Source organism: Kitasatospora sp. NPDC096140, assembly GCF_040303045.1.
Taxonomy (GTDB): Bacteria; Actinomycetota; Actinomycetes; order Streptomycetales; family Streptomycetaceae; genus Kitasatospora.
In genome coordinates this window covers 1-23,734 of the sequence record NZ_JBEOUW010000057.1, presented here as the reverse complement: position 1 = coordinate 23,734, position 23,734 = coordinate 1, and the positions used below count along the sequence as shown (strand labels likewise).

The window sequence follows — 23,734 nt, the reverse complement described above, 5'->3', positions numbered from 1 at the left end:
GGGCACCCGGGCTCCCGGGCCGTCGGGCAACCGCCACCCGGACACCTTCGCACCGGGGCTCATCACACACCGTCCCCGCGGCTGCCCGCCGATGCCGTTGTACCGGAGCGAAGGACGGAGCCGTGGCCGAGGAAGCCGTCGACTCACCCGTGGGCGCCCAGCAGCGCGCCGATCACCCCACCCGGGGCCGTGCAACCGTGGACCAGGACACCCTGGTCGAGCTGTACCGCGCGGGCCGGGTCGGCCCTTCGATTCGCCCCGTTGAACGGAAGCCGTGCGCCGAGGGGTTCAGATCGGATCGGGGCGGATCGAACCCTGGAGGGGGTGCCGTCCGTGCAACCGGTTGAGGCCGGCCGGGAGCGGCCGGGAGCCGGGAGCCGGTGATCGGCGGCGGCGGTCGACGCGAGGACGGACGAGGAGAGGACAGCGATGGCTTGGTACCAGGGGGCGAGCCGGATCACGGTGACGGCGGTGGAGGGGCGGTTCCCGCAGCGGGTGGTGGTGACCGTCCCGGGTGCCGTGCCGGTGGAGGTCCCCGGCGAGGTCGGCGCCGTCCACCTCGTCGAGGCGGAGCGCTGGCAGCTCGACCTGGAGCACTGCCACGCGGGCGAGTGGTGTCCCAACATCCGTGCGGTGCAGGGTCGTTGGCAGGAGATCCGGGGTGTGCTGACGCAGGCCGTGCACAGCCGCAACCGCGATGCGGCGGGCGACCGCCAGGACCGCAACCTGGTGCTGCGGATCGAGCGGGTCACCCCGGGCGGTGACGAGTCCCCGGCGGTGACCGCGGCCCCCGCCGCCCGCCGCACCACCAGCGCACACCGTGCCCCGGCGGCCCCGGCCGGCCCGGCCGCGCTGCGAACCTCGACCGGTCCGGCGAGCGGCACCACCGCCCCGGGCGTGCGGACGACCACCGCGGGCTCCGAGCCCGACTTCCTGCGGCCGGCCGCCCCGGCAGGCCGGACCGCCGGGGCGGGAGGCGCCACCCGGACGACCAGCACGACCACCACGACCAGCACAACCACTTCGTGGAGCGGCTGACGACTACTCCGCGGGGGAGCAGCGGGCCAGCCGGGCCTGCACCAGCTCCACCTGACGGGTCATCCGCCCCTGCTCGGCGGCGAGTTCCAGGGCCCGCTCCCAGTGCCGGCGCGCCTCGGCCACCAGCCCCTGGTCGTACATCACCTGGCCGATGAAGTCGGCGAAGTCGAACTCCGCGTGGGCCTGGTTGCCCTGGGCCCGGCCGAGTTCCAGCACCCGGTGGATCTGCGCCACGGCCTCGTCGGTGCGGCCCAGGGCGCGCAGGATCTGGGCGTGGGTCTTGGTGGAGATCACCAGGTACGGGTCCGACTCGTGCCCGGCCAGCAGCTCCAGCGACTCCTCGATCGGTGCGAGCGCCTCCTCGGAGCGCTCCGCCCGGAACAGCGTGTGCGCCAGGTTGTTGAGCGCCTGGGAGAGCAGCCGGGGGGTCGCCCTGCTCCCGCGCGTGGGCGACCGTCTCGGCGAAGCCCGCCAGGGCCCTGCCGGGCTCGCCGTAGTCGTCCGCGAAGCTGGTCCGCATGCTGAGGTAGCGGTGTCGCAGGACGGGTCGGCTCTCCGGGTCGGCGACGGCGACGGCGCGCTCGGACTGCTCCAGGGCCTCCCGCCGCCTGCCCAGCCTGCCCAGCCTGCCCAGCGAGAGGCTGTGGTCGGAGTACAGGTGCGGCCAGTCGGCGGCGGTGCCGGTGGCCTCGGCGGCCGTCAGGGCCTGCCGGGCCGCCTCCTCCCGGGCACGGAACAGGCCCGCGTCGAGGTAGAGGTAGCCGGCGTTCTCGACCATCCGGCAGGCGTGCCGGCGGGCGCCCCACTGGCAGGCCAGGGCGATCAGGGCGCGGACGGCCGGTTCCTCGGCCCGGAACCAGGCCAGGGCGTCGGCGGACGTGGCGAACTCCGGGGTGCCGCCGGTCGGCGGGTGGGCCGGGCGGTGGTGGCGGGCCTCCGGCCGGGCGAGGACGAGCCCGGCGGCGGTCGCGGCCAGGTAGTGGTCGAACAGCCGCTCCAGGGCCGCGTGCCGGGTGGCGACCGGCATCTCCTCGGCCGCGTGCCGGGCGTGCAGCCGTACAAGGTCGTGCCGCTCGAAGCGGCCCGGCGCGCTCTCCTCGACCAGGTGCGCCAGGTGCAGCAGTTCCAGCGCGGCGGCCGTGCGCCGGTCGGCGGCGGCCAGGCTGGCCGCCGCGGCGGTGTCGACCTGCTGGCCCGGGGGTGCGGGTCTCCAGGCGCAGGCCGTCGCCGAGCAGGGCGCGCAGCCTGGCGACGTGACCCTGCAGTGCGGCCCGCGCGGTGGGCGGCGGGGTGTGGTCCCAGGCGAGGTCGAGCAGCCGCTCGACCGGCACGATGCGGTTGGCGTCCAGGGCGAGCGCGGCCAGCACGGCCCGGCGCCGGGCGCCTCCGATGTGGACGGAGACCGGACTTCATGGACACCTGTCCAGGTATGGTGGACACCTGTCCATGAAGTTCGGATCGAGCTCCGGAGCCGAAGATGCGCGTGACCGCCGATGTCCTGGTCGCCCTGGTGGCCCTCCTGCACGGGTACATCCTGGTGCTGGAGATGTTCCTGTGGGAGCGGGGGCCGGGGCGCAGGCTGTCCGGCTTCGACGCCGCGCTCGCCCGCACCACCGCACCGCTCGCCGCCAACCAGGGGCTCTACAACGGCTTCCTCGCCGCCGGGCTGGTGTGGGGCCTGGTCGCCGGCGGCGAGGTCGGCCGTCAGGCGCAGCTCTTCTTCCTGGTCTGCGTGGTCGTGGCCGGCCTGTACGGCGGTGCCACCGCGAACCGCCGCATCCTGGTGGCGCAGGCGCTGCCCGGGGCGGTCGCACTCGGCGCCGTGCTGCTCGCCGGATGAGCGCCGCCCAGGACCCCCGGGCGGAGCGCACCCGGGCCAGGCTGCGCCGGGCGCTGCTGGAGGAGTGCGCCGAACGTCCGCTGGCGGAGGTCAACGTGGCCGCGCTGGTGCGCCGGGCCGGGATCGGCCGGGCCACCTTCTACGTCCACTACGCCGACCTCGACGCGCTCGCGGTGGACGCCTGCGCCGACGTGGTCCGGGCGGCCGTGGACGCCCTGCACGCCTGGCGCGGTGTGCCGGACCCGTCCGCCCCGCCGCCCGCGCTGACCGGGTTCTTCGTCGATCTGGTGCCGCACGCCGCGCTCTACCGGGCGCTGCTGACCCCGGGCGGCGGCGGACCGCTCGGGGTGGTGCTCACCCGTGACCTGCGGGAGCGCAGCCGGGCCGAGCGGGCCCTGGCGGGCGCCCCGGAGCCCGACCTGGTGGCCGCCGCCGTGGCCGGCACCTTCACCGGCGTGCTCGGGGACTGGCTGCACGGCCGGATCGAGGCCGGCCCGGAGCGGGTCGCCCACCAGGTCTGGCGGCTGCTGATCTCCCTGCACCGCACGCCGCAGCTCTGAACGGCCGTCGGCCCGCAGTTGTGGCCCGACGCACAGTTGGGAAACTTTCCTAACGAAAGTCATTGACCCCGGAGCCCGGTGCCCCGATTCTGTGAGACACCCACCGGCGGACCGTCGCCGTCCGCACCGGTGGGCCGCTCCCGCCTCCCTGACCTGCCGTCACCGTTCCCCCGGAATCGACGAAAGTGAGTTGGCATGCGCAAGACCATCGGAGTCCGTCTCACCGCCCCGCTGCTGGCCGTCGCGCTCGGCCCGGCCGCGCTCCTGCTGGCCCCCGTGACCTCCGCCGCGGCCGCCCCCGCCGCGACGGCCGTCCCCGGGATGGCCGCCGCACCGTACGAGTACCTCGGCTGGGGCAACCCGCAGAAGCCGACCGACGTGATGAAGGCCGCCGGGGTGAAGTGGTTCACGCTGGCGTTCGTCCTCTCCGACGGCGGGTGCAACCCGAAGTGGGACGGCAGCCGGGCGCTCACCGGGGGCACCGACCAGGCCGCGATCGACTCGATCCGGGCGGCCGGGGGCGACGTCGTGGTCTCCGTCGGCGGGTGGAGCGGGAACAAGCTCGGCGAGAAGTGCTCCAGCGCGAGCGCCCTGGCCGGCGCGTACCAGAAGGTGATCGACGCCTACCGGCTGAAGGCGCTCGACATCGACATCGAGAACACCGAGTTCGGCAACGCGACGGTCCGGCAGCGGGTGGTCGACGCCCTGAAGATCGTCAAGACCAGGAACCCCGGGATCGTCACCTACGTCACCATGGGCACCACGCCGAGCGGACCCGACGCCAACGGCAAGGACCTCATCAAGCGGGGCGCGGCCGCGGGCCTGGCGAACGACGGCTGGGTGGTGATGCCCTTCGACTTCGGCGGCCACAGCGGCACCATGGGGCAGGCGACGGTCGGTGCGCTCGACGGGCTGAAGGCGGCGGTCAAGAGCGCGTACGGCTACGGCGACGACGCGGCGTACCGGCACATCGGCGTCTCCTCGATGAACGGGAAGACCGACGAGGCGGGGGAGACCGTCACCACCGCCGACTTCCGCACCATCCTCGGCTACGCGAAGCAGCACCACCTCGCCCGCTTCGCCTTCTGGTCCGTCAACCGGGACCGTGCGTGCGGCTCCGGCACGGACGCCGACGCCTGCAGCGGCGTCCCGCAGTCCCCGTACGAGTTCACCAGGATCGTCGTCCAGTACCAGGGCTGAGGCCGCCGCCCCGCCCCGATCCGTCCGCCGGGCTCCCTCCCGTTCCCCGCCCGTCCCGCCCCGGCCCGTCCCCGTCCCGGCCGGTCCTCACCCCCGGCCGGTCCCACCCCCCGGAGCCATCCGTGTCCTCAGGCTTCACCCGAAGAATCGGCCTCTTCCAGGCCACCGCGATCAACATGAGCCAGATGTGCGGCATCGGGCCGTTCGTGACGATCCCGCTGATGGTCGCCGCCTTCGGCGGCCCGCAGGCCGTGATCGGCTGGGTCGCCGGCGCGCTGCTCGCCCTGGTCGACGGCCTGGTCTGGGCCGAGCTCGGCGCCTCGCTGCCCGGCGCCGGCGGCACCTACGTCTACCTGCGTGAGGCCTTCCAGTACCGCACCGGGCGGCTGATGCCGTTCCTGTTCGTCTGGACGGCCATGCTCTTCATCCCGCTGATCATGTCCACCGGCGTGCAGGGCCTGGTGCAGTACCTCGCCTACCTGTGGCCGGACATGACGACGCTCCAGGGGGACGTCGTCGGGGTCGCCGTGCTCGCCCTGGTCCTGGTGGCGCTGTGGCGCACCGTCGAGGACATCAGCGTGATCACGATCGGGATGTGGATCGTGATGATCCTCTCGGTCGGAGCGGTGATCCTGGCCTCCTTCACCGACTTCCACCCCTCGCTGGCCTTCACCTGGCCCGCCCACGCCGTCGAGCTCACCCACGGCGGCTTCTGGACCGGCTTCGCCGCCGGCCTGACCATCGGGATCTACGACTACCTCGGCTACAACACCGCCTCCTACCTGGGCGCCGAGATCCGCAACCCGGGCCGGGTGATGCCCCGCGCGATCATCTACTCGATCACCGCCATCATGGCGGTCTACCTGCTGATGCAGATCGGCGTCCTCGGCGTCGTCGACTGGCGGGACATGCTGGACCCGGACAACGTCGCCGCCAAGTCGGTCGCCTCCGCCGTCCTGGAGCGGACCTGGGGCAGGGGCGCGGCCGACACCGTGACGGTGCTGATCCTCGTCACCGCCTTCGCCTCCGTCCTCGCGGGCCTGCTCGGCGGCTCCCGGGTGCCCCACGACGCGGCCCGGGACGGGATGTTCTTCCGCTCCTTCGCCAGGCTGCACCCCCGGCACGGCTTCCCGGTGGTCGGCCTGGTCGCCATGGTCACGGTCACCGCCGCCGGCTTCCTGTTCGCACGGCACGTCGGCGACACCGCCGCGCACCCGCCGCTGGGCATCCTGATCGCCCTGCTGACCAGCGTCATGGTGATCGTCCAGGCGCTCGCCCAGATCGCCGCCGTGACGGTGCTCCGCCGACGGCAGCCGGACCTCGCCCGCCCCTACCGGATGCTGCTCTACCCGCTGCCGAGCATCGTGGCCGCCGTCGGCTGGCTGGTCATCTACGGCTACGCGGACCGGGCCAACCCGGGTGTGCACCCCGTCGAGTGGTCGCTGGCCTGGGTCGCCCTCGGCGGCGTCGCCTTCCTGGTCTGGTCGAAGGTCGAGGGCGCCTGGCCGTTCGGGCCCAAGGAGATCCGGGAGGAGTATCTGGAGGCCCAGCGCGCCGACCCCCTCACCGCACCGGCCGGGTAGCCGCCGGCGCCGCGGCCCGGCTCCCCCGCGGCGCACCGTGCGCGGGGGAGCCGGGCCGGGCCTCCGGTCGGCGGCCTCCGGTCAGCTGCCGCCGTGGACGAGTTCAGCTGCCGCCGTGGATGAGTTCGACGGAGAAGCCGTGGTCGGTGGACAGCTTCGGCGTCCTGACCGTGGTCACCCCGGTCGCCGCGTCGTGGTACCAGCCCGCGGAGGCCGCGTCGAGCGCCGCGGCCGAGGCCAGCCGGGGGAGCGGGCCGCCCCGGGTGACCACCTGGCGCGGGGCCGACTGGCCGTGCACCGTGAAGCGGTACGCCCGGGAGGCCGGCTTGTCGGAGTAACTCCCGTCGCTGGCACCGACCTTGACGACGGTCACCGGGCCGGCCACGTGCATGTCGACCTGCTGGGTGGCCGAGGCGCCGGCGCTGAACTGCCGGGTGACGCCGTCGTCCTCGTACAGGGTGTAGGAGGAGTCGCCCCGGGCCTCCGGGTAGAGGTCGTAGTCGAGTTCGGAGCGGTCCCGGGTCTGCCAGGACAGCGTGCCCTGCGGCCACATGGGCACGATCGAACCGCCCTTGACGAACAGCGGCAGGGTGTCGAGCGGCGCCGAGTAGCCGTCGATCGTGGTCGGGCCCTGGTAGGTGCGCCCGGTCCAGTAGTCGGTCCAGGTGCCCTCCGGCAGGTAGATGCCGTTGCGCACCGAGGTGTCCGAGTAGACCGGCGCGACCAGGAAGTCCGGCCCGGCCAGGAACTCGTACGTCGCGTTCGGCCCGAGGGCGTTCGGGTCGTGCGGGTACTCCAGGGCGAGCGGGCGCACGGCGCCGATGCCGGTCCGGGTGGCCTCGGCGGACAGGGTGTACATGTACGGCAGCAGCCGCTCCTTGAGCTGCAGGTACTTGCGGTTGATCGAGGTGTAGGGCTCGCCGTCCAGCCAGGGCTGCTGGTCGCGCTGCTCCTTGCCCGTCATGTCCCGGGCCCAGCCGTCCATGGTCATGATCGCCGGCAGGAAGGCCTTCCACTGCAGGTCGCGGGTGTACATCTTGGGGTCGCGCCGGAAGATGGAGCCGACGTCGCCGGTGTCGTAGGCGATCCCGGACATCGTGGCGCCCGCGTACGTGGGGATCTGCCAGCGGATGTAGTCCCAGGACAGGCTCTGGTCGCCGCTCCACAGCACGCCGCAGCGCTGGGCGCCGGCCCAGGAGACGGGCAGCCAGACGAAGCCGCGGGCGTCGCTGTTGTCCTCGATGCCGGCCTTCGCCCGGTCGCAGGCGTTCAGCGCGAAGTCGTAGCCGTTGCCGACCCAGGCCACGTCGAGCTTGCGCACCCGGACCCCGGCCTTGACCTCCTCGGACTGGTTGGGCAGGCCGTTCTGGGTCCACAGGCCCAGCTGGGCGTGGTCCTTGCGCAGGCCCTCGCCGGTCTGCGGCAGGTTCTCGTAGCCGCAGCCGTAGCCGTCGTTGACCAGCATCCAGCCGAGCGGCATCCCGTTCTGCACGTAGCCGTCGGCGACCTTCACCGCGTCCGTGGTGTGGCGCTCGCCGCGGTTGGCGTTGTGCAGGTAGCAGTCGGAGTCGCCGGGCTCCAGGCCGTAGACCGGCGGCATGAAGGGCTTGCCGACCAGCGCGGTGTACTGCCCGATCACCGACTTGACGTCCCCGGTGAAGTAGTAGGCGTCCAGGCGGCGTTCCTGCTGCCCGGTGCGCACCGGCGCGCCGAAGTCGTAGATCCCCGGGGCGAAGGTGTTGCGGAAGACGCCGTAGCCGGCACTGGAGACGTAGAAGGGCTGGGAGTTGTTGTAGCCGCCCTCGTTCCAGTCGGTGCTGTTGGCGACGTGGACGGTCCGGTCGCGATGAGAGAAGCTGCCGTTCTGCTCGCCGCCGCCGAAGAACTGCTCGTCGGCGCCGCGCACCAGGCTCTGCCGCAGGCCGCCGGTGGACCAGCGCAGCGGGGCGTCCTCCTGCCAGACGGCGGTGCGGTCGTCGGCCCGGTAGAGGCCGAACCGCAGGGGGTGCTTGTAGACCCGCAGCACCAGGTCCTTCGAGCGGATGCCGTAGTAGTCGCCGGCGTCGAAGGTGCTGGTGGTGCGCTGGAGTTCGGGCTGCTTGCGGACGATGGTGGCGCCGGCCGGGTCGGTGAGCACGCCGTCCGGGGCGGCGCGCAGGCGCAGCTGGTCGTCGGCGAGGAAGTCGACCTTCGCCTTGAGGGTGCCGGCGGCGATGTCGTAGCTGCCCTGGCCGCCGCCGAAGGAGGTCAGGTCGCCCGCGTCGGTGGTCTGCGGCAGGTAGGCGCGGCCGGTGAAGGAGCCGCCGTGGGTGTCGTAGGGCACGACCAGGACGTGGTAGGTGCCGGAGGGCTTCGGGATCACCGTCGCCTCGGGGTCGGCGGTGCCGGCGCTCTCGGCGACCTCCTGGCCCGCGGCGTCGTAGACGTAGAGGTCGAAGTCTTCGGTGGGGTCCTGCCACTGGATCGAGATCGGGACGCCGCCCTCCGGATTGTCGTCCCAGTAGCCGGCCGGCACGTCGACGGTCAGGTCGAAGCGGCCGCAGACGGTGCCGCCCGGGTCCTGGGCGGCCGACGGGCAGCTGCCGGCGCCGCCGAGCGTCCCCTTGGCGTACGCCGGGCTCTGCCAGGTGGTGCTCTGGTGGCCCTGGTCGAGGACGGCGGAGGCGGGGGCGGCCGCCCGGGCCGGGAGGGCGGGCCCGGCGACGGCGGCGAGGCTGGTCAGGGCCGCGGCGAGGGCGGCCCTTCGGAGGTGGGGGCGGAGTAGGCGCACGGGGTTCTCCTTCGTCGGCTGGGGCGGGGGAGCGGTGCGGGAGCGTGGCCGGCCCGGGCGGCGGTCAGGTCCGGTGCCGGTCAGGTCCGCTGCCGGTCGCCGAGGACGACCGACCGGGTGAGGTGGCGCGGCCGGTCCGGGTCGACGCCGCGCGACCCGGCCACCGCGACGGCCAGCCGCTGCGCCCGGACCAGGTCGGCCAGCGGGTCCGACTCCGTCGCGGCGTCGCCGGACTCGGCGACCAGCAGGGCGCCGGCCCGGGTGATGTCCTCGGCGAGTCCGGCGGGCGCCGGGCCGAACACCCAGGTCACCCGGCCCGGCGCGGCGATGCTGATCGGGCCGTGCCGGTACTCCATCGCCGGGTACGCCTCCGTCCAGGCGCCCGCCGCCTCGCGCATCTTCAGCCCGGCCTCCAGCGCCAGCCCGTACGTCCAGCCGCGCCCGAGGAAGGTGAACTGCTCGGCGCCGCACAGCCCTTCGGGCAGCGGCGCCGTGACGGCGCGTTCGGCGTCCAGGACGGCCCGGGCCAGCGGTCGGACGCCGTCCGGCCGGGCGCCCTCGGCCTCCAGGTGGGCCCGCAGCAGGGCGAGCGCGCTGGTGGCGAAGCGGGTCTGCACCACCGAGCGCTCGTCCGCGAAGTCGAGCACGGCGACGGCGCCGGCGAGCGCCATGACCGGGGTGGCCGGGTCGGCGGTGACGGCGGTGGTGGGCACCCCGGCCGTCCGGGCGTGGCCGAGCAGGTCGAGCACCTCGGTCGTGGTGCCGGAGCGGGAGAGGGCCAGGATCCGGTCGTACGCACGGCCGGGCGGGAACTCCGAGGCGGCGAAGGCGTCCGTGGTCCCGTGGCCGCCGCACTCGCGCAGGGCGGCGTAGGCCTGGGCCATGAACCAGGAGGTGCCGCAGCCGACGACGGCGACCCGCTCGCCGCGCCGGGGCAGCGCGTCGGCGTACCGGGGCAGGGCGTCGGCGGCGCGGCGCCAGCAGTCCGGCTGGGAGGCGATCTCGGCGGCGGTGTGGGAGGGCGTGGCGGGCGCGGTGCCGGCGGGCGTGGCGGAGGTCATGCGGCGGGCTCCTTCGGAGGGACGGGGGCGTTCGACCCGTGGGCGTGGCCGGCTACTTGACCGAGCCGGCGGTCAGTCCGGAGACCACGTGCCGCTCGATCAGGGCGAACAGCACCACGACCGGCACGATCGCGACGACCGATCCGGCGAACAGGTAGTTCCACTCGACGGTGTAGTTGCCGATGAAGCTGTTGATCCCGACGGTGAGCGGCTGGCTCCGCGGCTCGGTGGACAGCGTCAGGCCCATCACGAACTCGTTCCAGGCCGAGATGAAGGTGAAGATCACCGCGGTGACCACGCCGGGCATGGCCAGCGGCAGGACCACCCGGCGCAGCGCGCCGAGCCGGCCGAGGCCGTCGAGCAGCGCGGCCTCCTCCAACTCCACCGGGATGGAGGAGATGTAGGCGGTGAGGATCCAGACCGCGAAGGCCAGGTTGAACGCGGCGTTGCAGAGGATCAGGGTCCAGACCGAGTTGAGCATGCCGAGCCGGTAGAACTCGCGGTAGAGGCCCACCAGCAGCGAGGTCGGCTGGAACATCTGGGTGACCAGGACGAGCAGCAGGAAGAGCCGCCGGCCCCGGTACCGGACCCGGGCGGTGTAGTACGCGGCGGGCAGGGCGACCAGCAGGGCCAGCAGGGTCGCGCCGCCGGCGACCAGCAGGGTGACCCGCAGGTTCCCGCCGAGGGTCGAGTCGCGCCACACGCCGACGAAGTTCGACCAGGCGAAGTGGCGCGGCAGGTAGCCCGCGTCGCGCAGTTCGTCGGCCGGGCGCAGCGCGGTGACGGCCATCTCCAGGTACGGGAGCAGGAAGACGGCCGCCAGCAGCCAGGCGACGGCGGCGAGCACGACGGTGCGCGGCCGGATCCGGCGGCCGCCGCGCCGGGCTCTCAACTCTCCTCCCCGTTCCAGCGGCTGACCTTCAGGAAGACCAGGACCATCAGCACCACCAGCGCGAAGTTGACCACCGACATGGCCGCGGACTCGCCGATGTCGGTGCTCTTCAGCTGGTACGTGAACACCGTGCTGGTGGCGGTGTCGCTGCCCGGGCCGCCCTGGGTCATGCCCCAGATGACGGGGAAGGAGTTGAACACGTTGATCAGGTTGATGACGACGCCGACCAGGAACGCCGGGCGCAGCAGCGGCAGGGTGATCCGCCGGTAGGTCTGCCAGGGCGAGGCGCCGTCCACCCGGGCCGCCTCGTACAGCTCGGCGGGGACGGTCTGCAGGCCGGCGAGCAGGGTGTAGGTGGTGAACGGCAGCGACACGAAGACGGCGACGAACACCATCCAGGGCCAGGCCGTCGAGGGGTCGCCGAGCCAGTCCCGGGGGCCGTCGACCAGTCCGAGGTCGGTCATGGCGGTGTTGAGCACGCCGGCGGTCCGGTCGAGCATCCACTTGAAGCCGATGGAGGTCATCAGCACGGACGCTGCCCAGGGGGCGATCAGGGCCCAGCGGGCGTACCGGCGGCCCGGGAAGCGCTGGTCGAACAGCTGGGCGAGGCCGAGCGAGAGCAGCATGGTCAGGCCGACCACGGCGGCCGTCCAGACCACCGTGGCGAGCAGGACGTGGCCGAGGTCGGCCTCGCCGAACAGCTTGCGGTACTTGTCCGAACCGGCGGAGCCCCGGACGAAGCCGCTGGTGCTGATGCGCAGGAAGGAGGTGCGGACCATCTCGTAGACGGGCCACAGCACGACGGCGAGGATCAGCAGGACGGCCGGGGCGATCCAGGGCAGCGGGCCGAGCCTGCCCGGGCGGGTGCCCCGCGCCGCGGGGCGGGGCGGGCGGGGGCCCGGGGGTGCGGGGCGGCGCGCGGGGGTGGCGTGCGCCGGCCGGAAGTCGGTGGTCACGGGGGTGCCTTTCGAGGGCTGCGCGGGTTCGTAGGGGCGCTGGCTCGCGGGCGCGGGCTCACGGTCCTTGCGCGGGGCGCTAGTTGTTCGCCACCGCGTCCTGGGCCTTCTTCTGCAGGTCGCCGAGGACCTTCGCCGGGTCGCCGGAGACGGCGGCGCCGATGCCCTTCTTGAGCTCGGCGGAGACCGCGTCCCAGCTGGTGTCGCCGAGCGGGTAGAAGACGGCGTGCGGCAGCAGGGCGAAGAAGGGTTCGAGGTCCTTGTGCCTGCCGCTCGCGGTCATCTCGCTCAGGGCGCTCTGGGTGACCGGCATCAGGTTGTAGGTCTCGTCGAACTTCAGCAGGTTGTCCTTGGTGTACGCGAAGTCGAGGAACTTCCTGATCTGGTCGCGGTGCCCGTTCTTCTTGAAGGCCATCATCCAGTCCGCCACGCCGAGCGTGGAGGCGAGCGGGCCCGCCTTGCCGGGGACGGGGACGATGCCGTAGTCGACCTTGCCCGCCGTGGCCATCTGGATCAGCGACGGGTGGCCGTTGAGCATGGCGGCCTTGCCCGCCGCGAAGTCGGCGAAGGCGGTCTTGCGGTCGGTGGTGGCCGGGTTGGGGTAGGTGAGCCCGGGGCCGACCAGGTTGGCCTTGAGCCAGCCGAAGGTGTCGATGTCGGCCTGGCTGTTCAGGGTGTAGGCGCCGTCCTTGCCGGTGGGGCCGCCGCCGTTGCCGAGCTCCCAGAGCATGCTCTCGCCCTGTGCCTCCTCCGGGCCGAGCGGCAGCGCGTACGGGGTGACGCCGGGCACCCTGGCCTTGATCTGTTCGGCGTCCTTGCGCAACTCCTCCCAGGTGGTGGGCGGTTGGTCGATGCCCGCCTGCTGGAGGACGGTCTTGTTGTAGAACAGGGCGCGGGAGGAGGAGACGAACGGGATGCCGTACTGCACGCCCTTGACCTCGCCGGCCTTGGCGAAGCTGTCGATGAGGTCGGCCCGGGTGGCGGGCGACAGCACGTCCTCGGCCTTGTAGAGGAGGTCGTCGGCGACCTTGTCGGCGTAGCCGCCGGTCTGCAGGACGTCCGGCACGTTGCCGCTCTGGATCATCGTCTTGACCTGCTTGTCGATGTCGTTCCAGTTCACCACCTGGACGTCGACCTTGATGTCCGGATTGGCCGCGGTGAACGCGGTGGCGACGTCGTTCCAGTAGGTCTTCGAGCTGTTGGACTCCTTGTCGCCGTAGTCGGCGGCGACCAGTTTGAGCGTCACCTTGCCGCCGGCGTCGGCCCCGCCGCCTCCGCCTCCGCCGCTTCCGCAGGCGGTGAGGGCGAGGGCGCCGAGGGCGCACGCCGTGGAGAGGGCCAGCACACGTGTCTTCACCGCAGTTACCGCCTTCGTACGCGCTTGATCTGTTGATCCGAGATGCTTGAAGGAAGCTTTTTTCGAGCAGTTCCGAACGAGCTTGCTGCGTCGAGGAGTCCATGTCAACCGGCCGGACAGCAGAAAGCCCGGCCGGGGCGGCTCCGGCCGGGCTTCGGGTGCACGGGAGTCAGGCGCGCAGCACCCGCACTCCGCAGCCGGTGATCGCCTCCTCCTGATCGGCCGTCACCTCGTCGTCGGTGACCAGGTCGTGGACCTCGGCGAGCGGGCAGATCTTGGCGAAGGTGACCCGGCCGATCTTGGTGCTGTCGGCCAGCACCACCGCCCGCGCGCTGCTGTGCAGGAAGGCGCGGTCGGTCTGGGCCTCCATCTCGTCGTGCGTGGTGCAGCCCTCCTGGGCGGTCAGGCCGTCCACGCCGATGAAGGCGAGGTCGAGGTGGTACTGGGCGAGCATCCGGTCGGCGGCCGGCCCCACCAGTTCGTAGCTGGTGGTGCGGGCGATGCCGCCGACCACCACCAGGCGGACGTCCGGCCGGACGATCAGGTCGGCCGCGATGTTCACGGCGTTGGTGACGATGGTGATCCCGCCGCGCTCGGCGAGCACCCGGGCCAGCTCGCTCGTCGTGGTGCCGCCGGTGAGGCCCACCACCGCGCCGTCCGGCACCAGCCGGTCCGCCGTCAGCGCGATCCGCCGCTTCTCCGCCTGCCGCGTGCCGTGCTTGTGGCGCAGCGGCAGTTCGAGGTTGACGGCGCCGGTGACCGCCCCGCCACGGGTGCGGTGCAGCAGTCCCTGGTCGTGCAGCTCCTGCAGGTCACGGCGGACGGTCGCCGCCGACACCTGCAGGAGCTCGGCCAGCTCGTGCACGTCGGCGCTGCCCGTCTCGGTGAGGTGCGCGAGGATCCGGGAGGTGCGGTCAGCTTTGAGCATGACGGAAGTCTAGTGCCGCCGGCGCGCGGGACGATCTTTGCGCGGAACTGCTCGCTGCGGGAGCCGCGCCGCCTGCGGGAGCCGCAGGCGGCGCGGGCGGGCCGGGTCGGCGCCCGCCGACGGGGCCGGTGCTGGCCCGGACGACCAGCTCGGGGCGCAGCAGCTGGATCGAGTTGGCCGGGCTGCCCGAGCGGGTGAGGGCGCGCAGCAGCAGCTCGACCGCCTCCCGGGCCATCTCCCGCTTGGGGATGGCCACGCTGGTGAGGGCCGGCCGGGCCACCCCGACCTCCGGGTTGTCGTCGTGCCCGACGATCGACAGGTCGTGCGGGACGGAGCGCCCGGCCGCCCGGGCGGCCTCCAGGGCGCCGAGGGCGAGGACGTCGTGGGTGGCGAACAGCGCGGTGGTGCCGGGGTCGGCGGTCAGCGCCGTCGTCGCCGCCGCGAAGCCGCCCGCGGGGGTGGGCTCGGGCGCCGTGTGGACGGCCTCGTCGGGGACGGTCAGGCCGTCGGCGGCGAAGGCGCGCCGGAAGCCGGCCACCCGTGGGCCGTGGTCGGGGCTGGCGAGCACGGCGACGCGTTCGTGTCCGAGCTCGCGCAGGTGGCGCCCGGCGAGGAAGCCGGCCCGCTCGTAGTCGATGGTGACCACCGGGAAGCGGTCGGGGGCGTCGGTCTCCCAGGCGCACAGGGCGACCGGGAAGGACGCCTCGGCGAGGAGCGGCAGGTGGTCGATCAGGTCCCGGTCGCCGGCGATCAGCAGCGCGTCGACCGAGCGGCTGGTCAGCCCGGCCAGGTGCCGCTTGGCGCGCTCGCCGTCGAGCCGGGTGGTGCAGAGCAGCAGGTGGTAGCCGTTCGCGTCGAGGACGTCCTCGACCTCCTCGACGATGGCGGGGTAGAAGGAGCCCGTCACGGTGGGGACGAACAGGCCGACCGTCCGGGTGGCGCCGGTGGCGAGGGAGCGCGCGACCAGGTTGGGGGTGTACCCCAGCTCCTCGATCGCGGCGCGCACCCGGGCCGCGGTCGCCGGGCCCACGGCCCCCCGCCCCCGGATGACGTTGGAGACGGTCTGCTTCGTGACCCCGGCACGCTCGGCCACGTCCTGCATCGTCACCATGGATGGATACCTCGCATTGACCGGTCAACTTTGCTTTCGGTGAAACGTAGGGCACGACTGAAGGACCGTCAATACCGACCCGAACCCTTGTCCCGACCGTGACGTGAGGTTCTGTCGGCAGGGCCCGGCCGGGAGTGCAGCGGGCCGGAAGCCGATTCTGCAAGCACTCTTGATTTACCGGTCAACCCGACCGTATCGTCCCAGCCAACCAGCCGCTCCCCGCCGTCCGTCGGGCCCCGGCTGACGAAACGTCCGCGCAGCAACAAAACGTCCGCGCAGCAACAAAACGTCCGCGCAGCAACGAAAACGTCCGCGCGGCATCTCGCGCCTCCGAGAGGAACCACCCATGGGGAGAACAACGATGTCCGCTGCCCGCATCGTCGGCGCGGCCACCGCCGCCGCGCTCGTGCTCGGCGTGAGCGCCTGCGGCAGCGGATCGGGGAGCGACGCCAAGGCCTCCGGCGGCTTCACCTACTGGTCGATGTGGCGCGCGGACGAGCCGCAGGCCAAGGTGATCAAGGCCGCGATCGACGACTTCACCGCCACCACCGGCGCCAAGGTGAGCGTCACCTGGGCGGGCCGGGACATCGCCAAGAAGATCGGCCCGGCGATCGCCGCCAACCAGGCGCCGGACCTGTGGGACGAGTCCGACGACAAGGTCTACGGCACCACCGCCGCGGCGGGCCAGGCCCTGGACCTCTCGCCGGTCCTGCAGCTGCCGGTGCCGGGGGAGGACGTCCCGGTCTCCCACGTCATCCCGGCCAAGTACTTCGACATGCTGCCGAAGGACCCGTCCGGCTCGAACCACTACGTGATCCCGTACGAGGTGGTCACCAACGCGATGTTCTACAACGCGGCCGACCCGGCGGTCGCCGCGGCCATGCCGACCCCGCCCACCGACTGGGCTGGCCTGCTCGGGGTCTGCGACGCCCTGAAGGCGGCCGGCAAGGCCTGCATCGCCTCCGAGGGCGAGGACCCGTGGACCAACGGGCTGTTCCTCGACTACCTGCTCAACGGCGCCGGGGTGAACGTCGCCGAGCTCTCCGCCGACAGGTCCGGCGCGGCCTGGGACAACCCGGCGGTCCTCGCCGCCGCCCAGCAGGTGGAGCAGCTGGTCAGGGGCGGTCACCTGATCGAGGGCTACGACGCCACCAAGTTCCCCGCGCAGGAGACCAATTGGACGGCCGGCAAGGCCGCCTTCTACATGGACGGCAACTACGTCACCTCCGAGGTCGCCCGGCAGGTCCCGGCCGGCTGGAAGATGGCCTCGATCCTGCCGCCCACCGCGAAGACCCCGGACGCCGGCCTGTTCGGCTTCGCGATCCCCAAGCGGGCCAGGAACGCGGCCGCCGCGCAGAGGTTCATCGCGTTCTTCCTGCAGAAGAAGCACCTGTCCGGGATCTCCACCACCGCGCTGAACATCACCCCGCGCAGCGACATCCCCGCCCCGGCCGAACTGGCCGACGTCCAGAAGACCCTGGAGGCCCCGAGCCTGCGCCTGAGCTTCGACGGGGTGGGAGGCAGCTGGCTGCCCAAGGTCCTGAACGAGAACTACCTGGACCTCTGGCACGGCAAGAGCACGGCCGCCCGGTTCGTCGCCACGTGCAGGGCCGACCAGGTCACCTACTGGCAGACCCAGGGCTGACGGTGGCGACGACGATCGAGGACCCGCTCCGGACGGGCGCCGCCCGCGGCCGCTCGGAGCGCGCCGCCCGGGCCGGCGTCGGCCCGCTGGAGCGCCAACGCCGCCGGGTGTTCTGGCCGTTCGCCGCGCCCGCACTGCTCGTGTACGCGGTGCTGTTCGTCGCCCCGGTCGGCTACGCCCTGTGGACCAGCCTGCACCGGTGGGACGGCATGGGCGGGATGGACTGGCGCGGCCTGCAGAACTACACCCTGCTGTTCCGCGACCCGCGGTTCCGCACCTCCCTGTTCAACACCCTCGAACTGATGGTCGTCGGCGGCACGATCACCTTCGTGCTGAGCTTCGCGCTGACCCTGGTGCTGCGCGAGATGCGGGCCAGGCTCTTCGCCCGCTCGGTGCTGTTCTTCCCGTCGCTGGTCAACGGCATGGTCTTCGGCATCGCCGCCGGGTTCCTGTTCTCGCCCACCGGCCCGGTGAACCGGGCGCTGGAGCTGTTCGGGGTGACCACGCCGCCCAAGTGGCTGGCGACGGACAACCTGCTCCCGATGGTCCTGGGCACCCTGGTCTGGACGGCGACCGGCTACTACACCTCGATCATCATGGCGGCCGTCGACCAGATCCCCGACCACCTCTACGAGGCGGCCGAACTCGACGGCGCCGGCCCCTTCCAGCGCTTCCGGCACGTCACCCTGCCGTGCGCCTGGGACGTCATCGCGGTCTGCGCGGTGCTCTGGACCGTCAGCTCGGTGAAGATCTTCGAACTGATCCTGCTCTACGGCGGCAGCACCAACGCCTATCCGCCGGTGAGCAGTTGGAACACCGCCGTGTACGTGTACACCGAGGCCTTCCCGCAGGGCACCGTCCCCCGGCTGGGCACGGCCACCGCCGCCGCGATCGTCAGCCTGGCCATGGTCACGCTGATCACCGTGGTGCTGCGCCGCCTGCTGCGCCGCGAGCCGATCGAGTACTGACCCGCCGCGTCCCGGCCGGTCGCCTCCCGGCCCCCACCCCGCAACCGGAAAGGTCACCACCCGTGCGACGCACCAACCGACCCACCGGACTCGCGAGCAGGATCGGCACGGCCGCCGTCTGGACCGTCGTCGCCGCCGACCTGCTGCTGGTCCTGTGGATCCTCCTGACCTCGCTGCGCAGCGGCCCCGACATCCTGCGCCACGGCTTCGGCCTGCCGACCAGCCCGCAGACCTCGAACTACACCACCGCGCTCGACGAGGGCGGCTTCGCGCGGGCGGCCCTCAACAGCGTGCTCACCGCCGGACTCTCCTCCGTGGTCGCCGTGTCCCTCGCCGCCCCCTGCGCGTACGCCCTCGCCCGGCGCCGCTCGCGGACCGCCTCGGCGCTGACGACGGCCTTCGCGATGGGCCTCGGCGTGCCCGGCCAGGTGCTGGTGGTGCCGCTGTTCGTCGGCCTGTCCCGGGTCGGCCTGACCGACAGCGACCTCGGCCTGGGGCTGGTCTACGTCGGCCTGGCGATGCCGTTCACGGTCTTCCTGCTGACCGGCTTCTTCCGCGGCATCCCCGGCGTGCTGGAGGAGGCCGCCGTCCTGGACGGCGCCGGCCCGCTGCGCACCTTCGTCCTGGTGGTGCTCCCGGTCGCCCGCGGCGGGCTGGTCACCGCCTTCCTGCTGCAGTTCGTCACCGCCTGGAACGAGACCCTGTTCGCCCTGGTCCTGACGAACAGCCAGGGGACGGTCACCCTCCCGGTGGCGCTCTCCTCGTTCGTCGCGGCACAGCAGTTCAACGGCCTGGACTTCGGCACCATGTTCGCCGGGGTCTGCATCATCCTCGCCCCGATGATCGCGCTCTTCTCCTGGATGGGCTCGCGGATCATCCAGGGCATGACAGTTGGGATCGGCAAGTGACCTCGACCCTGCGCACCGACCTGCTCCGCATCGACGGCACCCCCGATCCGGTCGGCGGCACCCTGCCGATCCTGCACGGCCTGCCCCGCCAGACCGGCGCGGGCGCCGGGGTCGACGACGAGATGCGCCGCAACCTGGCGTACGGCGTACCGGACACCCTGCTCCCCTACACCCGGCAGGGCGGGTACGACCGCGTCCGCGCCGAGCGCGAACTCCCGTGCGTGGTCCTGGAGAACGAGCACGTCACCGCCACCTTCCTGCCCTCCCTCGGCGGGCGGCTGTGGTCGCTGGTCCACCGGCCGGGCGGACGGGAGCTGCTGCACCGCAACCCGATCCTCCAGCCCGCCAACCTCGCCCTGCGGGACGCCTGGCTGGCCGGCGGCGTGGAGTGGAACCTCGGCACCACCGGGCACTGGCCGCTGACCTGCGAGCCGCTGCACGCCGCCCGGGTGACCGCGCCCGACGGCACCCCCGGCCTGCGGATGTACGCCTTCGAGCGGCTGCGGCGCCTGGTCCTGCGGATGGACGCCTGGCTGCCCGCCGGCTCCCCGGTGCTGTACGTCCGCATCGCCGTGCACAACCCCTCGCCGGCCGAGACGCCGGTGTACTGGTGGTCCAACATCGCCGTGCCCGAGGACCGGGACGTCCGCGTCCTCGGCCCGGCCGACCACGCCTTCCACTGCGACTACGTCAGCGACCTGCGCCGGGTGCCCTTCCCGCAGGTCGACGGCGCCGACCGCAGCTACCCCGGCCGGGCCCTGCGCGCCGCCGACTACTTCCTCGACCTCCCCGCCGGCCGCCGCCCCTGGATCGCCGCACTGGACCGCGCCGGCACCGGGCTCGTCCAGACCTCCACCGCCCGGCTGCGCGGCCGCAAGCTGTTCTGCTGGGGCACCGGCACCGGTGGCAGGCACTGGCAGGAGTGGCTCTCCGGCCCGGGCGCCGGCTACCTGGAGATCCAGGCGGGCCTCGCCCGCACCCAGCTGGAACACCTGCCGATGCCGGCCGGCGCCACCTGGTCCTGGACCGAGGCGTACGGGCTGCTGCAGGTCGATCCCGTTGCGGTGCACGGGAGTTGGGAAGGCGCCCGGCAGGCCGCCGGCGAGGCGCTGGACCGGCTGGTCCCGCCGCTGGAGCTGGAACGGGCCGACGCGTTCGCCGAGCGGTTCGGCGAGCCCGAGGAGGTGTTGTCCCCGGGCGACGGCTGGGCCGCGCTGGAGATCGAGGCCGGCGCCCTGCCCCTCTCGCCCCTCCTGCCCTTCGGCGCGCCGACGGCCGCCCAGGAACCCTGGCGCCGACTCCTCGGGACCGGCACGCTCCCGGTCTGCGACCCGCCGGCCGAGCCGGTCACCGGGGCGCACTGGCGGCTGCTGCTGGAGGACAGCGCCACCGACTGGCACGCGCTGTACCAGCTCGGGCTGCTGCGCCTGGCGGCCGGGGAGCGGGAGTCCGCCCGCGACGCCTTCGAGCGCTCCGTCGCCGCGCAGGCCTCGCCCTGGGCGCTGCGCTCGCTCGCCCTCCTCACCCCGGACCCGCAGGAGGCCGCCGACCTCCTGCACTCGGCCCACCGGCTCCGGCCCGAACTGCGGGAGCTGACGATCGAGACACTGGAGTCGCTGCGGCGCGCCGGGCGCCCCGCCGACGCGCTCGCGCTGATCGCGGACCTCTCCCCGGCCGACCGGGCGCACGGGCGGATCCGGCTGGCCGAGGCGGAGGCCGCGCACGCCTCCGGCGACGACGACCTCGTCCGGCGCCTGCTGGCCGAGGGCATCCGGGTCGACACCATGCGCGAGGGCGAGCTCTCCCTGGACACCCTCTGGCTCGCCGTCCACCCCGGCACGCCGGTGCCGCCGCAGTACGACTTCCGGATGGCCGACGGCTGATCACCCGCCGATCACCGGCTCACCGACGGCCGATCGACGTCCCCTCGGACCACTCTCCCGTTCCGCACCCCCCACAGCAGGGGCGCAACGGTGCGCCCCACCACGGAAGAGGAGCAGCAGTTGTCACCACGACGTACCGGACGGGCCCGGGCCCTCACCGCCACCGTCCTGGCGGCGCTCGGCGCCGCCACCCTGACCGCCGCCCCCGCGGCCGCCGACAGGCCCGCCCCCGGCAAACCGGCCCCCGCCACGTACACCGTCTCGATCGGCCGGACCGGCTCGTACGCCTCCCCCGACGACACGCCCGCCAGTGTCTACACCGACAAGGACGGCACGTTCTACTTCCAGCAGTCCCACGCGCTGTACGGCGCGAAGGACTCCCGGCAGTGGGACTTCTACACCGGCGCGGACTTCGACGGCGCCACCAGGTCGGCCGAGATCAGCGACGCCGTCAACCCCGCCGACCCGACCGACCGGAACGACGACACCACCGCGCGCTGCAACAACAGCCCCACCGGCCTGGAGGCCACCGACGCCCCGCAGGGCTCCCGCTACTCCCAGCGGAACTACTGCGACCTGTCGGGAGTCTGGGTCGACCCGGACACCGGCGACTGGTACGGGCTGGTGCACAACGAGTTCACCCCGCAGCCCTTCGGCGACGGTCTGCACTACGACGCGATCGACTACGCCGTCTCCACCGACCAGGGCCGGACCTGGACCATCAGGGACCACGCGATCACCTCCCCCCACAGCACCGCACGGGGTGACACCGCGGCCTTCCCGCAGCAGACCTTCTCCTACGGCGACGGCGACCAGCGGCTGTTCGTGGACACCGCCTCCGGCTACTTCTACGTCTTCTACGGCTCCCGGATCGTCGACAAGGGCGGCAGCTGGGGCGCCTTCCAGGAACACGTCGCGCGGGCCCCGATCTCCGCCAAGATGGCGCCCGGTAGCTGGCGCAAGTGGTACGACGGCGCGTGGTCCCAGCCCGGCGCGGGCGGCCTGGAGAGCGACATGGTGCCCGCCGACGGCTCCCAGCCCACCGGCTACCTGCCGCCCGCCGAGGAGTACGACCCGGCCAATCCCGGCACCGTCAGTCAGCAGATCGCCGCCGGCACGCTCGCCCCGAGCACGCCGCTGTTCGTCCTGAACGTCGCCTACGACGCCTACCTGGGCCTCTACCTCGGCACGCCGCAGGCCGTCGACCAGAGCGGCAACGCCCCGCAGCAGATCTACGCCACCAAGGACCTCACCACCCAGAAGTGGACCCTGCTCGGCGACACCGGCGGCTACCACACCGCCTCCTGGTACCGCTGGTTCCTCGACAGCGCCAGCCTGACCGGCTCCACGATCATCGGCAAGACCTTCCGGTCGTACTGCGCCTTCGCCTGTTCCGCCTCGGACGGCGAGTACGCCGAGATCACCGTCGGCTCCACCCGGCCGGCGCCCGCGCCCTTCGACCTCACCAGGAGGTACCGGATCGGCAGCGGCGACGGCCGGGTCCTGGCCCAGCGCCGCGGCAGCCCGGCGACCACCTCGCTGGCGGGCCCCACCGGCTCCGCGCTGGAGTCCTGGTCGTTCGCGAGCACCGGCGACGGCTCCTACCGGATCGTCAACGCCGCGACCGGCGGGGCCCTCGGGGTGGACGCGTCGACCGCCGCCGGCCGGGCCTGGGGCGCCGCGCCGACCGTCGGCAGTGGCACCGGCGTCGGACAGCAGTGGTTCATCGTGCCGGCCGGCACCGGATACCGCCTGGTCAACCGGTACAGCGGCCTGGTCCTCGGCCTCACCGCCGCCGGCACCCCGGCCGAGACCACGCCCGCCCGGTTCTGGACCGACACCACCGGCTCGGCGGTCGGCGGCGGGCGGACCGCGGCCCGGCAGAGCCTCACACTGACCCCGACCGGCAAGGCGGTCGAGGCGGTCGTGCTCACCGCCCCCGGCGACCGCTCCGACACCGTGGGCCAGGCCGTCTCGGTGCAGTTCGACGCCACCGACAGCTTCGGCAAGCCGCTCACCTTCACGGCGACCGGCCTGCCCGCCGGGCTCTCCGTCAGCCCCGCCGGTCTGATCACCGGCACCCCGACCGGCCCCGGGACCTCCACGGTCACCGTCACCGCCGCCTCCGGCACCGCGAGCGCCTCGGCCGGCTTCACCTGGACGGTCGAGCCGGACCTCGGCGGGAACCACACCCTGACCACGGGAGGCAAGGCGCTCGACGACGCCGACAACAGCACCACCGCCGGCAACGCCCTCATCACCTGGACCGCGTCCGGCGCCGCCAACCAGCTCTGGCAGTTCCGCCGGCAGCCCGACGGCAGCTACGAGCTGGTCAACGGGCGCTCGTCGATGTGCGCCGACGTCGACGGCGGGTCCACCGCCGCCGGGGCCCGGATCATCCAGTGGCCGTGCAGCGGCGGCGCCAACCAGCACTGGACGGTCCGGCGGACGGCCGACGGCTCGTACACCGTCACCTCGGCCCGCAGCGGACTGCTGCTCACCACCGCCTCTACGGCCGACGGTGCCTCGGTGACCCAGCAACCGGACACCGGCTCACCGCTGCAGCGGTGGTCGCTCGCCTGACCCGGGCGCGTCCGCCGTCCGGACGCACCACGGCCGCCCTCCCCACAGCGGGGAGGGCGGCCGTCGGCGTTGCCAGGGGGCTCGTTCAGGCGGTTCGGACGGTTCGGAAGCGGTCGGCGCCGCGGGCCCAGTGGCCGTGGCGCATGACGGCGACCAGGTCGAAGCTCTCGGTGTCGACGATGACGAGGTCGGCGAGTTTGCCGGTTTCCAGGGAGCCGGTGCGGTGGTCGAGGCCGAGGAGGCGGGCGGGGGTGGCGGACAGCGATTGGACGGCCTGGTTGAGCGTCAGTTTGCCGATGGTGAGGGCTCTTCGGAAGGCCTGGTCGAGGGTGAGGGTGGAGCCGGCGATGGAGCTGCCGTCGGGGAGCATGGCGATGCCGTTGGTGACGCGGACCTGGAGGGGGCCGAGGGGGTAGAGGCCGTCGCCCATGCCGGCGGCGGCCATGGCGTC

At 73.1% G+C, this 23,734-nt stretch carries 19 protein-coding genes and 2 pseudogenes; 10 read left to right on the top strand and 11 right to left on the bottom strand.

Features of this window, described 5'->3' with window-relative positions; translation table 11 throughout:
* Positions 1-429: 429 nt before the first annotated feature.
* On the top strand, positions 430-1,038 hold the full coding sequence (locus tag ABT048_RS37050) for a hypothetical protein (protein WP_350526020.1): 609 nt from the start codon (positions 430-432) through the stop codon (positions 1,036-1,038).
* A 3-nt stretch (positions 1,039-1,041) separates the two neighbouring features.
* On the opposite strand, the gene ABT048_RS37045 is transcribed toward ABT048_RS37050, so the two are convergent.
* From ABT048_RS37045 to ABT048_RS37035, 3 genes and pseudogenes are all read right to left on the bottom strand, one after another.
* On the bottom strand, positions 1,042-1,332 hold the full coding sequence (locus ABT048_RS37045; protein WP_350526019.1) for a hypothetical protein: 291 nt from the start codon (positions 1,330-1,332) through the stop codon (positions 1,042-1,044).
* A 42-nt stretch (positions 1,333-1,374) separates the two neighbouring features.
* Positions 1,375-1,458 (bottom strand): annotated as a pseudogene (locus ABT048_RS37040) (hypothetical protein); the annotation flags it as partial.
* A gap of 815 nt (positions 1,459-2,273) precedes the next feature.
* Positions 2,274-2,405 (bottom strand): annotated as a pseudogene (locus ABT048_RS37035) (hypothetical protein); the annotation flags it as partial.
* A 110-nt stretch (positions 2,406-2,515) separates the two neighbouring features.
* On the opposite strand from ABT048_RS37035, the gene ABT048_RS37030 reads away from it, so the two are divergent.
* The 4 genes from ABT048_RS37030 to ABT048_RS37015 all read left to right on the top strand — a co-directional run bounded on the left by ABT048_RS37030 (position 2,516) and on the right by ABT048_RS37015 (position 6,221).
* Positions 2,516-2,878, top strand: coding sequence for a DUF1304 domain-containing protein (locus ABT048_RS37030; protein WP_350526018.1), 363 nt, complete (start codon positions 2,516-2,518; stop codon positions 2,876-2,878).
* Entirely contained in the window at positions 2,875-3,438 is a 564-nt protein-coding gene (locus tag ABT048_RS37025) for a TetR/AcrR family transcriptional regulator (protein ID WP_350526017.1), read from the top strand. Before ABT048_RS37030 ends, ABT048_RS37025 begins: the two co-directional genes overlap by 4 nt.
* A 195-nt stretch (positions 3,439-3,633) precedes the next feature.
* Positions 3,634-4,638: a chitinase gene (locus ABT048_RS37020; RefSeq protein WP_350526016.1), complete on the top strand. Its 1,005-nt coding sequence runs from the start codon at positions 3,634-3,636 to the stop codon at positions 4,636-4,638.
* 122 nt (positions 4,639-4,760) lie between these two features.
* A complete protein-coding gene (locus tag ABT048_RS37015; RefSeq protein WP_350526015.1) occupies positions 4,761-6,221 on the top strand; it encodes an APC family permease in 1,461 nt (486 codons plus the stop codon).
* 103 nt (positions 6,222-6,324) lie between these two features.
* On the opposite strand, the gene ABT048_RS37010 is transcribed toward ABT048_RS37015, so the two are convergent.
* From ABT048_RS37010 to ABT048_RS36980, 7 genes are all read right to left on the bottom strand, one after another.
* Positions 6,325-8,991, bottom strand: coding sequence for a glycoside hydrolase family 31 protein (locus tag ABT048_RS37010; protein ID WP_350526014.1), 2,667 nt, complete (start codon positions 8,989-8,991; stop codon positions 6,325-6,327).
* An 80-nt stretch (positions 8,992-9,071) separates the two neighbouring features.
* Positions 9,072-10,052: an SIS domain-containing protein gene (locus ABT048_RS37005; RefSeq protein WP_350526013.1), complete on the bottom strand. Its 981-nt coding sequence runs from the start codon at positions 10,050-10,052 to the stop codon at positions 9,072-9,074.
* A gap of 52 nt (positions 10,053-10,104) precedes the next feature.
* On the bottom strand, positions 10,105-10,944 hold the full coding sequence (locus ABT048_RS37000; RefSeq protein ID WP_350526012.1) for a carbohydrate ABC transporter permease: 840 nt from the start codon (positions 10,942-10,944) through the stop codon (positions 10,105-10,107).
* Positions 10,941-11,900, bottom strand: coding sequence for a carbohydrate ABC transporter permease (locus tag ABT048_RS36995; protein ID WP_350526011.1), 960 nt, complete (start codon positions 11,898-11,900; stop codon positions 10,941-10,943). Before ABT048_RS36995 ends, ABT048_RS37000 begins: the two co-directional genes overlap by 4 nt.
* Before the next feature lie 79 nt (positions 11,901-11,979).
* Positions 11,980-13,257: an extracellular solute-binding protein gene (locus ABT048_RS36990; protein WP_350526010.1), complete on the bottom strand. Its 1,278-nt coding sequence runs from the start codon at positions 13,255-13,257 to the stop codon at positions 11,980-11,982.
* A 169-nt stretch (positions 13,258-13,426) separates the two neighbouring features.
* Positions 13,427-14,185 (bottom strand): DeoR/GlpR family DNA-binding transcription regulator, encoded by a 759-nt coding sequence (locus ABT048_RS36985; RefSeq protein WP_350526009.1) that lies wholly within the window; start codon positions 14,183-14,185, stop codon positions 13,427-13,429.
* Positions 14,172-15,296, bottom strand: coding sequence for a LacI family DNA-binding transcriptional regulator (locus tag ABT048_RS36980; RefSeq protein WP_350526008.1), 1,125 nt, complete (start codon positions 15,294-15,296; stop codon positions 14,172-14,174). Before ABT048_RS36980 ends, ABT048_RS36985 begins: the two co-directional genes overlap by 14 nt.
* Before the next feature lie 361 nt (positions 15,297-15,657).
* On the opposite strand from ABT048_RS36980, the gene ABT048_RS36975 reads away from it, so the two are divergent.
* The 5 genes from ABT048_RS36975 (at position 15,658) to ABT048_RS36955 (ending at position 23,283) form a co-directional block, all read left to right on the top strand.
* On the top strand, positions 15,658-16,941 hold the full coding sequence (locus tag ABT048_RS36975) for an ABC transporter substrate-binding protein (RefSeq protein ID WP_350526007.1): 1,284 nt from the start codon (positions 15,658-15,660) through the stop codon (positions 16,939-16,941).
* Between the two features lie 2 nt (positions 16,942-16,943).
* The gene (locus ABT048_RS36970) at positions 16,944-17,909 is read left to right on the top strand and encodes a carbohydrate ABC transporter permease (protein ID WP_350526006.1); all 966 of its coding nucleotides are present in this window, start codon (positions 16,944-16,946) and stop codon (positions 17,907-17,909) included.
* A gap of 62 nt (positions 17,910-17,971) precedes the next feature.
* Entirely contained in the window at positions 17,972-18,817 is an 846-nt protein-coding gene (locus ABT048_RS36965; RefSeq protein WP_350526005.1) for a carbohydrate ABC transporter permease, read from the top strand.
* Positions 18,814-20,700, top strand: a complete 1,887-nt coding sequence (locus ABT048_RS36960) for a DUF5107 domain-containing protein (RefSeq protein ID WP_350526004.1) — start codon at positions 18,814-18,816, stop codon at positions 20,698-20,700. The genes ABT048_RS36965 and ABT048_RS36960 overlap by 4 nt, the downstream gene beginning before the upstream one ends.
* A gap of 120 nt (positions 20,701-20,820) precedes the next feature.
* Positions 20,821-23,283, top strand: coding sequence for an RICIN domain-containing protein (locus tag ABT048_RS36955; protein ID WP_350526003.1), 2,463 nt, complete (start codon positions 20,821-20,823; stop codon positions 23,281-23,283).
* Positions 23,284-23,368: 85 nt separating this feature from the next.
* Here ABT048_RS36955 and ABT048_RS36950 read toward each other — a convergent pair.
* Positions 23,369-23,734, bottom strand: a 366-nt coding sequence (locus ABT048_RS36950) for an amidohydrolase family protein (protein ID WP_350526002.1), incomplete at its 5' end; no start/stop codon positions are given.

Coding starts and splice junctions, on each gene's coding strand:
- ABT048_RS37050 (WP_350526020.1), top strand. CDS start 430: ATGGCTTGGTACCAGGGGGCGAGCCGGATCACGGTGACGGCGGTGGAG.
- ABT048_RS37030 (WP_350526018.1), top strand. CDS start 2,516: ATGCGCGTGACCGCCGATGTCCTGGTCGCCCTGGTGGCCCTCCTGCAC.
- ABT048_RS37025 (WP_350526017.1), top strand. CDS start 2,875: ATGAGCGCCGCCCAGGACCCCCGGGCGGAGCGCACCCGGGCCAGGCTG.
- ABT048_RS37020 (WP_350526016.1), top strand. CDS start 3,634: ATGCGCAAGACCATCGGAGTCCGTCTCACCGCCCCGCTGCTGGCCGTC.
- ABT048_RS37005 (WP_350526013.1), bottom strand. CDS start 10,052: ATGACCTCCGCCACGCCCGCCGGCACCGCGCCCGCCACGCCCTCCCAC.
- ABT048_RS36985 (WP_350526009.1), bottom strand. CDS start 14,185: ATGCTCAAAGCTGACCGCACCTCCCGGATCCTCGCGCACCTCACCGAG.
- ABT048_RS36980 (WP_350526008.1), bottom strand. CDS start 15,296: ATGGTGACGATGCAGGACGTGGCCGAGCGTGCCGGGGTCACGAAGCAG.
- ABT048_RS36975 (WP_350526007.1), top strand. CDS start 15,658: ATGTCCGCTGCCCGCATCGTCGGCGCGGCCACCGCCGCCGCGCTCGTG.